The 13,795-nt window shown below is 63.2% G+C and carries 12 protein-coding genes; 1 reads left to right on the top strand and 11 read right to left on the bottom strand.

The features are described from left to right. Nucleotides 1-46: 46 nt before the first annotated feature. From rpoB to JQ566_RS29810, 11 genes are all read right to left on the bottom strand, one after another. Nucleotides 47-4,171, bottom strand: coding sequence for a DNA-directed RNA polymerase subunit beta (gene rpoB, locus JQ566_RS29860; protein ID WP_212379085.1), 4,125 nt, complete (start codon nucleotides 4,169-4,171; stop codon nucleotides 47-49). 481 nt (nucleotides 4,172-4,652) lie between these two features. Beyond that, on the bottom strand, nucleotides 4,653-5,030 hold the full coding sequence (rplL, locus tag JQ566_RS29855; protein ID WP_157329202.1) for a 50S ribosomal protein L7/L12: 378 nt from the start codon (nucleotides 5,028-5,030) through the stop codon (nucleotides 4,653-4,655). A gap of 54 nt (nucleotides 5,031-5,084) precedes the next feature. Beyond that, nucleotides 5,085-5,603, bottom strand: a complete 519-nt coding sequence (rplJ, locus tag JQ566_RS29850; RefSeq protein ID WP_035709556.1) for a 50S ribosomal protein L10 — start codon at nucleotides 5,601-5,603, stop codon at nucleotides 5,085-5,087. A 586-nt stretch (nucleotides 5,604-6,189) separates the two neighbouring features. Then, nucleotides 6,190-7,143: a 2-hydroxyacid dehydrogenase gene (locus JQ566_RS29845; protein ID WP_212379083.1), complete on the bottom strand. Its 954-nt coding sequence runs from the start codon at nucleotides 7,141-7,143 to the stop codon at nucleotides 6,190-6,192. 90 nt (nucleotides 7,144-7,233) lie between these two features. Beyond that, nucleotides 7,234-7,926: a 50S ribosomal protein L1 gene (gene rplA, locus JQ566_RS29840; RefSeq protein WP_018647230.1), complete on the bottom strand. Its 693-nt coding sequence runs from the start codon at nucleotides 7,924-7,926 to the stop codon at nucleotides 7,234-7,236. Between the two features lie 6 nt (nucleotides 7,927-7,932). After that, the gene (gene rplK, locus JQ566_RS29835) at nucleotides 7,933-8,361 is read right to left on the bottom strand and encodes a 50S ribosomal protein L11 (RefSeq protein WP_011088164.1); all 429 of its coding nucleotides are present in this window, start codon (nucleotides 8,359-8,361) and stop codon (nucleotides 7,933-7,935) included. Between the two features lie 130 nt (nucleotides 8,362-8,491). After that, entirely contained in the window at nucleotides 8,492-9,046 is a 555-nt protein-coding gene (gene nusG, locus JQ566_RS29830) for a transcription termination/antitermination protein NusG (protein ID WP_018647229.1), read from the bottom strand. After that, on the bottom strand, nucleotides 9,046-9,237 hold the full coding sequence (gene secE / locus JQ566_RS29825; RefSeq protein WP_007602984.1) for a preprotein translocase subunit SecE: 192 nt from the start codon (nucleotides 9,235-9,237) through the stop codon (nucleotides 9,046-9,048). Before secE ends, nusG begins: the two co-directional genes overlap by 1 nt. Nucleotides 9,238-9,567: 330 nt before the next feature. Beyond that, entirely contained in the window at nucleotides 9,568-10,836 is a 1,269-nt protein-coding gene (locus tag JQ566_RS29820) for a class I SAM-dependent methyltransferase (RefSeq protein ID WP_212379082.1), read from the bottom strand. A gap of 82 nt (nucleotides 10,837-10,918) precedes the next feature. Beyond that, a complete protein-coding gene (locus JQ566_RS29815) occupies nucleotides 10,919-11,935 on the bottom strand; it encodes a lysylphosphatidylglycerol synthase transmembrane domain-containing protein (RefSeq protein ID WP_212379080.1) in 1,017 nt (338 codons plus the stop codon). A gap of 12 nt (nucleotides 11,936-11,947) precedes the next feature. Beyond that, entirely contained in the window at nucleotides 11,948-12,535 is a 588-nt protein-coding gene (locus JQ566_RS29810) for an SIS domain-containing protein (RefSeq protein ID WP_249139885.1), read from the bottom strand. Nucleotides 12,536-12,700: 165 nt separating this feature from the next. On the opposite strand from JQ566_RS29810, the gene JQ566_RS29805 reads away from it, so the two are divergent. Then, nucleotides 12,701-13,717: an SDR family oxidoreductase gene (locus JQ566_RS29805; protein ID WP_212379076.1), complete on the top strand. Its 1,017-nt coding sequence runs from the start codon at nucleotides 12,701-12,703 to the stop codon at nucleotides 13,715-13,717. Nucleotides 13,718-13,795 lie beyond the last annotated feature (78 nt).

Below are 13,795 nucleotides of genomic sequence, written 5' to 3'. Positions count from 1 at the left end.
AGGGGCGCCAATGCCCGGCCGTGAAGGCCGGGCATGAAAGGTCGAATTACTCGGCCGCTTCCGACGTCGGCGCCGGTCCCATCTTGGAGTTGTGCAGGTCGACGTTGAGGCCGAGCGAGCGCATTTCCTTGACCAGCACGTTGAACGATTCCGGGATACCGGCCTCGAACGTGTCGTCGCCGCGCACGATCGCCTCGTACACCTTGGTGCGGCCGGCGACGTCGTCCGACTTCACCGTCAGCATTTCCTGGAGCGTGTACGCCGCGCCGTAAGCCTCGAGCGCCCACACCTCCATTTCGCCGAAGCGCTGACCGCCGAACTGCGCCTTGCCGCCCAGCGGCTGCTGGGTGACGAGCGAGTACGGACCGATCGAACGCGCATGGATCTTGTCGTCGACCAGATGGTGCAGCTTGAGCATGTAGATGTAGCCCACCGTCACCTTGCGATCGAACGGATCGCCGGTGCGGCCGTCATAGACGGTCGACTGACCCGAAGCGTCGAGACCGGCAAGCTTCAGCATCTCCTCGATGTCGGCTTCCTTGGCACCGTCGAACACCGGCGTCGCGATCGGCACGCCGCGGCTGAGGTTATGGCCGAGTTCGAGCAGCTCGTTGTCGTTGAGCGACTTGATCGTCTCGTCCTCGCCGTAGACCTTCTTCAAGGTTTCCTTCAGCGGCTTGATGTCCTGCTTCGACAAATACGCATCGACCGTCTGGCCGATACGCTTGCCGAGACCGGCGCAGGCCCAGCCGAGATGGGTCTCGAGGATCTGTCCGACGTTCATGCGCGAGGGCACGCCGAGCGGATTGAGCACGATGTCGGCATGCGTACCGTCTTCGAGGAACGGCATGTCCTCGATCGGCACGATCTTCGACACCACGCCCTTGTTGCCGTGGCGGCCGGCCATCTTGTCGCCGGGCTGGATCTTGCGCTTCACCGCGACGAAGACCTTGACCATCTTCATCACGCCGGGCGGCAATTCGTCACCGCGCTGAAGCTTCTCGACCTTGTCGAGGAAGCGCTGTTCCAGCCCCTTCTTCGACTCGTCGTACTGCTTCCGCATGGCCTCGATCTCGGCCATCAGCTTGTCGTTCGGCGAAGCGAACAGCCACCACTGCGACTTCGGGTACTCCTCGAGCACCGCACGGGTGATCTTGGTGTCCTTCTTGAAGCCTTTCGGACCCGCGATGCCCTGCCGTCCCTCCAGCAGTTCGGCAAGACGGTTGTAGACGTTGCGGTCCAGGATCGCCTGCTCGTCGTCGCGGTCCTTGGCCAGGCGCTCGATCTCCTCCCGCTCGATCGCCAGCGCACGCTCGTCCTTGTCGACGCCGTGGCGGTTGAACACGCGCACTTCAACGATCGTGCCCTGCACGCCCGGAGGAACGCGCAGCGAGGTATCGCGAACGTCGGAAGCCTTTTCGCCGAAGATGGCGCGCAGGAGCTTCTCTTCCGGCGTCATCGGGCTTTCGCCCTTCGGCGTGATCTTGCCGACGAGGATGTCACCGGCGCGCACTTCCGCGCCGATGTAGACGATACCGGCCTCGTCGAGGTTCTTCAGCGCTTCTTCCGAGACGTTCGGAATGTCGCGGGTGATTTCCTCAGGTCCGAGCTTGGTGTCGCGGGCCATCACCTCGAACTCCTCGATGTGGATCGAGGTGAAGACGTCCTCCTTCACGATCCGCTCGGAGAGCAGGATCGAGTCTTCGAAGTTGTAGCCATTCCACGGCATGAACGCGACCAGCACGTTCCGGCCGAGCGCGAGCTCGCCGAGATCGGTCGACGGACCGTCAGCGATGATGTCGCCCTTCTTGACGATATCGCCGACCTTCACCAGCGGACGCTGGTTGATGCAGGTCGACTGGTTGGAGCGCTGATACTTCATGAGACGATAGATATCGACGCCCGACTTGGTCGGATCGAGATCTTCCGTGGCGCGGATGACGACGCGGGTGGCGTCGATCTGGTCGATCACGCCCGAGCGACGTGCCGCGATCGCGGCGCCCGAGTCGCGGGCAACCACGCCCTCCATGCCGGTGCCGACGAACGGCGCCTCGGCGCGAACCAGCGGCACCGCCTGGCGCTGCATGTTCGAGCCCATCAGCGCGCGGTTGGCGTCGTCGTTCTCGAGGAACGGGATCAGCGCCGCGGCGACCGAAACGAGCTGCTTCGGCGACACGTCCATGTAGTCGACCTTGTCGGGCGTCATCGGCACGACGTCGCGGGTCCCGCTCGAACGGCAGACCACGAGGTCTTCGGTGAAGCGGCCCTTGGCGTCGACCGGCACGTTGGCCTGGGCCACCGAATAGCGCCCTTCTTCCATCGCCGACAGATACACGACCTCGTCGGTGACACGGCCGTCCTTCACCTTGCGATACGGCGTCTCGACGAAGCCATACTTGTTCACGCGCGCGAAGGTCGCGAGCGAGTTGATCAGACCGATGTTCGGACCTTCCGGCGTCTCGATCGGGCAGATGCGGCCGTAATGCGTCGGATGCACGTCGCGCACCTCGAAGCCGGCGCGCTCGCGGGTCAGACCGCCCGGTCCGAGCGCCGACAGGCGGCGCTTGTGGGTGATCTCGCTGAGCGGGTTGGTCTGGTCCATGAACTGCGAGAGCTGCGAGGAACCGAAGAACTCGCGCACGGCGGCGGCCGCCGGCTTGGCGTTGATCAGGTCCTGCGGCATGACCGTGTCGATGTCGACCGATGACATGCGCTCCTTGATCGCGCGCTCCATGCGCAAGAGGCCGATGCGGTACTGGTTCTCCATGAGCTCGCCGACCGAACGCACACGGCGGTTGCCGAGATGGTCGATGTCGTCGATCTCGCCCTTGCCGTCGCGCAAATCCACCAGCGTCTTGATGACGGAGAGGATGTCCTCCTTGCGCAGCGTGCGCTGGGTATCCGGCGCATCGAGGTCGAGGCGCATGTTCATCTTGACGCGACCGACCGCGGAGAGGTCGTAGCGTTCGGCGTCGAAGAACAGCGACTGGAACATCGCCTGCGCCGATTCCAGCGTCGGCGGCTCGCCCGGACGCATCACGCGGTAGATGTCGAACAGCGCATCCTCGCGCGTCATGTTCTTGTCGGCCGAGAGGGTGTTGCGGATGTAGGGGCCGACATTGACGTGGTCGATGTCGAGCAGCGGCAGCTCCTTGTAGCCCTGCTCGTTGAGCGCCTTCATCAGCTTGTCGGTGATTTCCTCACCGGCTTCGGAGTGGATCTCACCGGTCTTCGGGTTGACGAGGTCCTCGGCGATGTAGTTGCCGACCAGTTCTTCGTCAGCCATGCGCAGCGCCTTCAGCCCCTTCTCCTGGAGCTGACGGGCGGCACGGACGGTGAGCTTCTTGCCGGCCTCGAGCACGACCTTGCCGGTATCGGCGTCGATCAGGTCGTTGACGGTCGAGTAGCCGCGGAAACGGTTGGCGTCGAACGGAACGCGCCAGCCTTCCTTGGTCCGCTTGTAGAGGATCTTCTTGTAGAACGTGGACAGGATTGCTTCGCCATCGAGGCCGAGGGCGAACATCAGCGACGTCACCGGAATCTTGCGGCGACGGTCGATACGCGCATAGACGATGTCCTTGGCGTCGAACTCGATGTCGAGCCAGGAGCCGCGATACGGGATCACGCGGGCGGCGAACAGCAGCTTGCCCGAGGAGTGGGTCTTGCCCTTGTCGTGGTCGAAGAACACGCCGGGCGAACGGTGCATCTGCGAGACGATGACGCGCTCGGTGCCGTTGACGATGAAGGTGCCGTTCATCGTCATGAGCGGGATGTCGCCCATGTAGACGTCCTGCTCCTTGATGTCCTTGACCGACTTGGCGCCGGTCTCCTCGTCGATATCGAACACGATGAGGCGCAGCGTCACCTTGAGGGGGGCCGCGAAGGTCATGCCGCGCTGGCGGCACTCGTCGACGTCATATTTCGGCTGCTCGAACTCGTAGCGGACGAATTCCAGCATCGAGGTGCCCGAGAAGTCGGAGATCGGAAACACCGAGCGGAACACCGCCTGCAGACCCTCGTCGAGACGGCCGCCCTGGGGTTCGTCGACCATCAGGAACTGGTCATAGGACGCCTTCTGAACCTCGATGAGGTTCGGCATCTCGGCGACTTCCTTGATGTGTCCGAAGAACTTGCGAACGCGTTTGCGACCGGTGAATGTCTGCTGCGCCATCGTGGCCTCTCATTTTCGTCGCCCGCTCTGGGCGCGCCGTCCGGAACGCGGCTGCCACCGCTTTCCGGGTTGAATTTTCGAACCCGTCTTGGGGGCCGGAGACGCAGTTTCAGGCGCCGATGTCCTGAATCTGTTCTTCAGACCTTCAAAACGCAAAACGACGCGCGGGGCGCAGATGCGCGCCCGCCCGTCACAACGATCATCTTCACGGACTGCAAAAGCCCGAAATAGCCTGCTCTCCCAACGGCTTACAGGGAAATCCGGCCTCCCTGCCACCGCGCTTTCGTGCTGCCGACCCGATATGGGGCGACAATAGTGCAGATTCGAGGGTTAAACCCTCAAATCCCCACACTTTTTCGTGTTCGGCCTGCGTCGGGACGTTCCGTCGCACGCCTTTTGCATTCGGTCCACCCTCTCGAGGAGCGGACCGGGATCCCGGACCTTGCCGATGCGCGGCCGGGATCCCGCCAGCAAGCGTTGCTTACTTGAGCTCGACCTTGGCGCCAGCCTTCTCGAGCTGGGCCTTGATCTTGTCGGCTTCTTCCTTGTTCACGCCTTCCTTCAGCGGCTTCGGAGCACCCTCGACGAGGTCCTTTGCTTCCTTCAGGCCGAGACCGGTGATGGCGCGGACTTCCTTGATGACCTCGATCTTCTTGTCGCCGGCGCTGGCGAGAACGACCGTGAACTCGGTCTTCTCTTCCGCCGGAGCGGCAGCGCCGCCACCAGCAGCCGGGCCGGCCACGGCGACAGCCGCGGCAGCCGAAACGCCCCACTTCTCTTCGAGGAGCTTCGCGAGTTCAGCGGCTTCGAGCACGGTGAGGCTCGAGAGGTCGTCAACGATCTTCTGCAGGTCAGCCATTGTTCAGTTTCCTTACGTGTAAGTCTGGTTCGGGTTTGAGTATTGCGAAGGGCGTCAGGCCGCTTCGCCCTTTGAGGCATGAGCCTGGATGACGCGCGCGAGCTTGCCCGCGGGCGCATTGGCGAGCTGAGCGATCTTGGTCGCCGGGGCCACGATGAGGCCGACGATCTTGCCGCGCAGCTCGTCAAGCGACGGCAGCGAGGCAAGCGCCTTCACGCCGTCGACATTCAGGACGGTCTTCCCCATCGATCCGCCCACGATGACGAACTTTTCGTTCGCCTTGGCGAATTCGATGGCGACCTTTGGCGCCGCTACCGGATCGTTCGAAGTGGCGATCACGGTCGGTCCCTTCAGCATGGGGCCGATGGCAACGACGTCAGTGCCTTCAAGAGCAATTTTGGCGAGACGGTTCTTCGAGACCTTCACCGCAGCGCCCGCCTGCTTCATCTGCTGGCGCAGCTTCTGCATCTGGGCGACGGTGAGGCCGGAATATTGAGCAACGACCGCGACGCTCGTGGTCTTGAAGACCTCATTGAGCTGTTCGACCGCTTCTTTTTTTGCCGCTCGTTCCACAGCAAGCTCTCTCCGGTTGGCGGCCATCGCGCGAAGCGGGGCCGCCGGGTTGCACCCATCGTCCCGCCCAAACCTGAACCTCCGGGCCAAAACCCATCGGACACGCCGGGCAAGACGACAATTCAAAGCCTGCCCTCCGGGAGCCCTTCAAAGGCCCACGGCGTGTCGAGGTCCGAACCAGACCCGTTTCGCATAGCCAGCCCTTAAAGCTGGATGCGAAGTGAAATCCGGTCTTCACCCGTCTATGCAGGCCATGCGATTAAGCCGTTGAGAAATCGAAATTTCCCGCGGGCGCCTGCAGTCTTGGACAGGACAAGGTCAGCCGGCGAACCGCCCGACCTCTGCCCGCATCCCGGCCAACCGACGGGTTTTCCTTCCTTTTCCGGGCAAATCCTTGCGGACGTCCTGAAAAGGAATGATCTCCTGTCATGCCGGTTTTTCGGAATGCGTGCACGAACGCGCCAGCCGAGGCCGGTACGTTCGGAGGCGGTTCTTTAACCGCTCCGGGCCTGCTTGCCAAGAGCAAAATTCACACCAGTTCCAATCCATTGCCGGCCGGGCTTGAGGCGGGCCGACAAGGGCCGATTCAGGCCGATTTGACCGCGTAAGGAAGCAGCTTGCCCTCGAAAAACGCGGTCAGGTTCGCCAGCACGCAGTTTTGCATGGCAACGTGCGATTCCAGGGTGTGGCCACCGATATGCGGAGCGAAAACCACATTCGGCAGCGCCGTCAGCGCATCGGGCGCGTGCGGCTCCTTCTCGTAGACGTCGAGGCCGGCGCCGGCGATGGTCTTGTCGGCGAGGGCCGCGACCAGAGCCTTCTCGTCGACGACGGAGCCGCGGGAGATGTTGACGACATAGCCGTCCGCGCCGAGGCGCCGAAGGATATCGGCGTTGACGACATGCTGGGTCTCGGCCCCTGCCCGGACCGCAATCATCAGCACGCTGCACCAGTCGGCGAGCGCCTCCAGCGTCGGGAAATATTGATAAGGCAGATCGTATCTGGTGCGACTGAAATAGCCGACCTCGCTCTCGAACGCCGCGCATCGCACGGCGATCTTGCGGCCGATCTCGCCCATGCCGTAGACGCCGATGCGGCGGCCGGGCATGCCGGCCTGCGGGCGCATCATCGGCGACTGTTTCGAGGCGGCCCAATCGCCGCTGCGGACATATTGGTCGGCAACCAGGATCCGCCGCGTCGTCGCCAGCATCAGGGTCATGGCGATGTCGGCGACCGAGGCGGCGTTGGCGCCCGGACTGTGGCCGACCGCGATGTTGCGGGCGGCGGCTGCCTTCAAATCGACGCCGTCATAGCCGGTGCCGTAGCAGACGATGGCGCCGAGCTTTGGAAACAGGTCCATCGCCTCCGCGCCGAGCGGGGTGCCGCCCGCCGTCAGCATCGCGCGGATGCCGCTGAGCTCATCCGCCGAAAACACCTCCCGCGCCGGCTTGCCACCGGTGTCGAGCAGCTCGAACCGCTCGGCGAAGCGCGCCATCATCGACTTGGGAAAGCGCGAATAGATCAGGACCTTGTCAGCCATTGTTCTTGTTTCCGGAGAGCGCCGCCACAAACGACGAGGGGCGGAATCGGTTGCCCAATTCCGCCCCTCGCCTCATGTCATTTCGAAATCTCAGCCGAGAATGGTGCCCGGCTCGACCTTCACGCCGGGGCCCATCGTCGAGGACACCGCAACGCGCTGGATGTAGGTGCCCTTGGAACCGGCCGGCTTCGCCTTGGAGACAGCGTCGGCGAGAGCCTTGATGTTCTCGACCAGCTTCTCCTCGGAGAACGAGGCCTTGCCGACGCCGGCCTGCAGGATGCCGGCCTTCTCGACGCGGAACTCGACCGAGCCGCCCTTGGCACCCTTCACCGCACCTGTGACGTCCATGGTGACGGTGCCGATCTTCGGGTTCGGCATCAGGCCGCGCGGGCCGAGCACCTTACCGAGACGGCCGACCAGCGGCATCATGTCGGGGGTGGCGATGCAGCGGTCGAAATCGATCGAGCCGTTCTGCACCTTCTCGACCAGGTCCTCGGCGCCGACGACGTCGGCGCCAGCAGCCTTGGCTTCGTCGGCCTTGGCGCCGCGGGCGAACACGCCGACGCGGAGCGTACGGCCGGTGCCGTTCGGCAGGGTCACGACACCGCGGACCATCTGGTCGGCGTGACGGGGATCGACGCCGAGATTGATCGCGACCTCGATGGTCTCGTCGAACTTCGCTTTCGCGCGCTCCTTGACCATCTTGATGGCGTCCGCGAGCGGGTAAAGCTTTTCGCGGTCAATGCCTTCGCGGGCTTTGTTCAAACGCTTTCCGATTGCCATGGCCGCTTACCCCGCAACTTCCAGACCCATCGAGCGGGCGGAGCCCTCGACCATCTTCATGGCCGATTCGATGGTGTCGCAATTCAAGTCCTTCATCTTCTTCTCGGCGATCTCGCGCACCTGCGCCTTGGTCACCTTGCCGGCCTTGTCACGGCCCGGCGCCTTCGAGCCGGACTGGATCTTGGCAGCCTGCTTGAGGAAGTAGGACATCGGCGGCGTCTTCATCTCGAAGGTGAAGGAACGGTCCGCATAGATGGTGATGATCACCGGGATCGGGGTGTTCTTCTCTTCCTTCTGGGTCTGGGCGTTGAACGCCTTGCAGAACTCCATGATGTTGAGACCGCGCTGACCGAGCGCGGGACCGATCGGGGGCGAAGGATTCGCCGCACCGGCCGGGACCTGAAGCTTCAGGTATCCGGTCACTTTCTTTGCCATGTATCACTCCTGTTGTGCCGGCAGAGCCGGCGGTTTCAGGTTCGTGGTCTGGGTCGGATGCGGCTGGCAACCGCCCTCTCCCTCCCACGGCCTCTTGTCGCGTGAGACCGAAGTCTCACGCCTTACCCGGTCAGACCTTCTCGACCTGACCGAATTCCAGCTCGACCGGCGTGGCGCGGCCGAAGATCGACACCGCGACCTTCACGCGCGAGCGCGCCTCGTCGATTTCCTCGACCACACCCGAGAACGAGGCGAACGGGCCGTCGGCCACGCGCACGTTCTCGCCGATCTCGAACGACACCGACGCCTTCGGCCGCTCCACGCCCTCCTGCACCTGGTGCAGGATGCGCATGGCCTCGGCTTCCGAGATCGGCATCGGCTTGTTCTCGGCGCCGAGGAAGCCCGTCACCTTGGGCGTGTTCTTGATCAGATGGAACGCCTCGTCGGTCAGCTTCATCTTCACCAGCACGTAGCCCGGGAAGAACTTGCGCTCGGCGTCGATCTTGCGACCGCGGCGCACTTCCGTGACCTTCTCGGTCGGAACCAGTACCAGCTCGAACAGCTCCTCGAGCCCGCGCTGCTTGGCCTGCTCACGGATCGATTCGGCGACCTTCTTCTCGAAATTCGAATAGGCGTGGACGATGTACCAGCGCTTGTCGGACACTTGAGCGGTTGCTGTAGCCATCAGTGGATGCCCAGAAGGAAGGTGATGAGGACACGGATGATCTGGTCGGCGGCGAAGAAGAAGATCGAGGCGACCGCGACCATGACGAACACCATGATGGTGGTGATCGTGGTCTCGCGGCGGGTCGGCCAGGTGACCTTGGCAGTCTCCGAACGCACTTCCTGCAAGAACTTGAACGGGCTGACTGCCATCGTTTGATGTCCAACGTCCGTCGACAGACGCAAAATGAATTTCAGGGATCCGAACAGCCGCCGTTGGCCCAACCCTCTGTCTCGAAGGATGAGCCGGAAACCGGGCTCGATTGTTCGGGGATTTCAAGGCCGCGCCGGAAATCCGCGTCTAACGGGCCGGCTGCGAGTGCGGGGTATCTACTGCGGATGGGGCCAAAGGTCAAGGTATAGAGAGTTCGCGCGGGCAAGCCGCCCTGCCCCGGACGGCCGTGCAGAGGTCATGTGGATCAAGGGGTTATCCACCGCCCGCAAGGCGTCATCCTAAGGGAGGCCGGCGGCAGCCCTGCACCGTCAGTCGGCCCGGTCAACCATGGCAATGCCCGGCAGCGGCACCACGAACTTCCCGCCTTCGGCGAAATAGCGGGCGTGCTTGGCCCGGATCGGGTCGACATAGCGCCAGGCGAAGACCACGACGAACGCGGGCTTGCGCTCGTAAAGGGCAGCCGGGGGCAGAATCGGAATGTCGTAACCCGGGCCGGCCATCACGTTCCCCTTGTTGGGGTCGTCGTCCACCAGGAAATCGATCTTGTTCTCCAGGCCGAACTGCGGAAGCAGGGTCGTGGTGCCGACCGAGACGCCGTAGCCGGCGACCAGCTGACCGCGCGCATGGGCGGCATCGGCCATCGCGACCAGCTCGTCGCGGATGGCGGCGATCCTCTTCACATAGGGCGCATAATAGGCCGGCTGATCGACACCGAGCCGCTCCTCTTCGGCAACGAAACGAGCGACTTCCGCCGACGGCTTCTTGTCACCGCCGGCGCGCTGCACGGTCACGCGAATCGAGCCGCCCTTGGTCCAGATGTGCTGGACGTCGATCAGCTCCATGCCGAGCCGGGCAAAGAAACGGATCAGCGGCTTGATGTTAAAATACGACAGATGCTCATGATAGACGGTGTCGAGCAGGTTCTTCTCGGTGACGTCGACGCCATACTGCGTTTCGAAGACGAACAATCCGTCCGGCGCAAGCACGTCGCGAACCCCGATCACCAGCGGATCGAGATTGTCGACATTGGCGATCATGTTGTTGGCGATCACGACGCTCGCCGCGCCATGACTCTGCAGGATGCGGTGCCCGATGGCATCGGTGAAGAAATCACCGATGGTCTCGATCCCCGCTTCCGTCGCGCGCCGCGCGATGTCGACAGCGGGGTCGACACCCAGCACCCGCATGCCGCGTTCCTTAAAGAAGCCGAGCAGCGATCCATCGTTGCTGCCGAGCTCGACGACCAGCGAGCCCGGCGCGATGCCGAAGCGGCTGACGACGTCGTTGGCATAGCCCGCGAAATGCTCCCGCAGGCCTAGCGAGAGCGAGGTGGTATAGACGTAGTTGCGGTACTGGATCTCCGGATTGCCGACATGCAGAATCTGGAGGTGGCCGCAGTCCCTGCACAGATGCAGCGCCATCGGCACCGCAGCCCGGAAGACGGGATCGTCGACGCTGGCGTTCGGCACCTGGAAGTTCGGCGTGCCAATGGGCATGCCTGCCATCGGGACGACCAGCTCTTGCTTGTCCGAATGACAGAGGCGGCAGGTATGGCGGACGTAGAACAGGTTTTTCATCGTGGAACCGAAAAATGAGATACGCGAGCGGGTGAGATAATCACACCCCGTGAAGACCGGACCGGCAATGGACTCAAGCAGGTCATGGGTGGCTCGAGGCTTCCTTGCCCAGCCCGTAGCCGGGAGCTTCCTCCGCCGCCTGGGCCGCCTTGTCCGCCGAATACAAGCCACGCTCCGGACTCGCGAGCCAGATCACGCCGCCGACGAGCCCGATGATCACGCTGATGGCCCCCAACAGAAGCGACACCGACAGCGCTTCTTCGGAGGGCACACCCGCCAGACCGAGGCAGGCGACCATCGCCCCTTCACGCACGCCCCAGCCGCTGATCGATATCGGAACGGCCGTCAACAGCACCACCGGCGGAATCAGGATGCCGGCATCCAGGATCGAGAGCTGCGCTCCGACTCCGCGCGCCAAGGCGTAACATGCCGCCGCGGTCACGAGATGGATGAGGAGCGCCGATCCGAACAGCAGCGCGCGGCGCTCGGACTGCAGGAGAAGAAACCTGACCAATGTCCCGAAGCGCACGAAGCTCGCGATCGCAGGAAGCGCGATGAGGCGTTTCGGCAGACGGTCGAGCGTCAACAGGACCACGGTGCCGGCGACGCCCGCCAGCGTCAGCCCACCGATGGCCAGAATCGCGGCCTGATTGGACACGCGGGACAGCAGAAACGGCAATCCGGCCGCCATCAGCACGATGAGCCCGATCAACGCCGTGAAGCGGTCCGCCGCAACGCCCTTGACCGCCTCCGGCCACTGCACGCCACGTTGGCGCAGCAGCCACATCCGCACCGCGTCTCCGCCGACCGACGACGGCAACACCTGATTGAACCAGAGGCTGATCATGAGGATTCGCCAGCCCGCGAGCCAGTCCAACGACACGCAGAGCGCGCGCATGATCAGCTCCCACCGGCCGTTGAGCACGAAGGTCTGAAAGAAGATCAGCGCAAGCGCGACGACGAACAGGACGGGATCGACCGAGACGAGATGAGTTCGCAATTGGCGCAGGTCGAGCCCGCGCGCAATGTAGACCAGCACGGCGACCGACAGCAGCAGCTTCACCGAAAACAGGGCCGCATGCTTGAAACGCGACTGCATCAGATGCCTGCCTCAGGACGCCGGATATTCCGCACGACCGATGACGAGGTCGATTGCGGCCATCATCCAGAACTGGTGCGTGGTCTCGACAATGTTGTAGCTGCGGCTGTCCACCCAGAAATTGACGTCGCCGAGATTGCGCAACGGATTGTCCGCGTTCATGCCCGACAGCGTGATCACGTCGAGCTTCATCGTGCGCGCCTGCGCAACCGCGTTGAGGATGTTCTTCGAACGTCCCGACGAGCTAATCGCGACGAGGCAGTCGCCGTCGCGGGCGCTCAGCCGCACGGCATGTGCGATCCAGTCCTCGAAACCGTAGTCGTTGGCAAGGCACGACATCATGCTTGCATCGCTGAAACAGAGCGCAGGCACAGATGCGTTCTTCGCCAGGTCGATCGCCAGATGCGAGGCGATGCCGGCCGAGCCGCCATTACCGATGAAGATGACGCGGCCGCCCTGCTCACGCGTGCGCAACCAGGACGCGCGCGTGGCGGAGATCCTGGCAAAAATACCGTCGTCGACCGCCGTCGCGCGATGCAGGCGCCCCACGTAATCGTCGAGGAAGGCCTTGTGATCGGGATCGACGGACTCGGCAGGCATGGGCTGGCGGCTCGATTGCAACATGATCGGGTGATACCGGCTATTACCAAGGATTGCAAAGGTATAATACTTGCAAAGCTTGAGAGCGGCTGGTAGTCGGCTTTCGGGTTTCACTCAACATTGGCGAGCCTGTTTCGCTGGGCATTCGCATCACGGATGTTCCCCATGAAATGCATCGTTACTGGCGGCGCCGGTTTCATCGGAAGTCACCTCGTCGATCGCCTGCTCGATGACGGCCACGAAGTCACTGCGCTCGACAACTTCGTAATCGGACGCGCCGAAAATCTGGCCGCGCGCGCCGGTTCGAGCCAGTTGAAGGTCGTACGGGCGGACGTCACCGACCTCGACGTGATCAAACCGTATTTCCACGGTGTGGATTGGGTCTTCCATCTCGCCGCGCTGGCCGACATAGTTCCCTCGATCGAATCGCCGATCCCCTATCATCGCGCCAATGTCGACGGCACGGTCAACGTTCTCGAAGCGGCGCGGCACGCGGGAGCGAGTCGCTTCGTCTATGCGGCGTCATCATCCTGCTACGGCATTCCGGACGTCTATCCGACGCCGGAGAGCGCCGATATCCGGCCGATGTATCCCTACGCACTCACCAAGAATCTCGGCGAGCAGTGCGTCATGCACTGGTGCCAGGTCTACAAGCTGCCTGCCGTGGCGCTACGCCTGTTCAACGTGTTCGGACCGCGCCATCGCACCACCGGCACCTACGGTGCCGTGTTCGGCGTGTTCATGGCGCAGAAGCTCGCAGGCAAGCCCTACACGGTGGTCGGCGATGGCGAGCAGACCCGTGACTTCACCTTCGTCAGCGATGTCGCGGATGCCTTCGTGACCGCCGCGCGCTCCGATGTCTCCCACGAGATATTCAACGTCGGTTCCGACAACACCTACAGCGTCAACCGGCTGGTCGAGCTCCTCGGCGGCGACAAGGTCCACATTCCCAAGCGTCCCGGCGAGCCCGATTGCACCTACGCCGACATCACCAAGATCAAACGGGTCCTGAAATGGACGCCGAAGGTGAAGTTCGAGGACGGCGTCGCGACGATGTTGAAATCGATGGACCAGTACAAGGACGCTCCTCTGTGGACGGTGGACAAGATCGCCGATGCCACCAAGGACTGGTTCAAATATCTCGGTGACGACAACGCCACGCCGCAGAAGGCAAGCCGTTGAGCAGGTTCGTTCACCCCCGAGATTTGCCGCCCGCCGATCATTTCCGGGCCGGCCATCTGAGACCCACGGCGCTTTAGG

This window comes from Bradyrhizobium sp. SZCCT0231, from assembly GCF_018130245.1.
Taxonomy (GTDB): Bacteria; Pseudomonadota; Alphaproteobacteria; order Rhizobiales; family Xanthobacteraceae; genus Bradyrhizobium; species Bradyrhizobium japonicum_F.
Note: the sequence above shows the minus strand (reverse complement) of the source record. Positions and strands in the feature narration are given on the sequence as shown.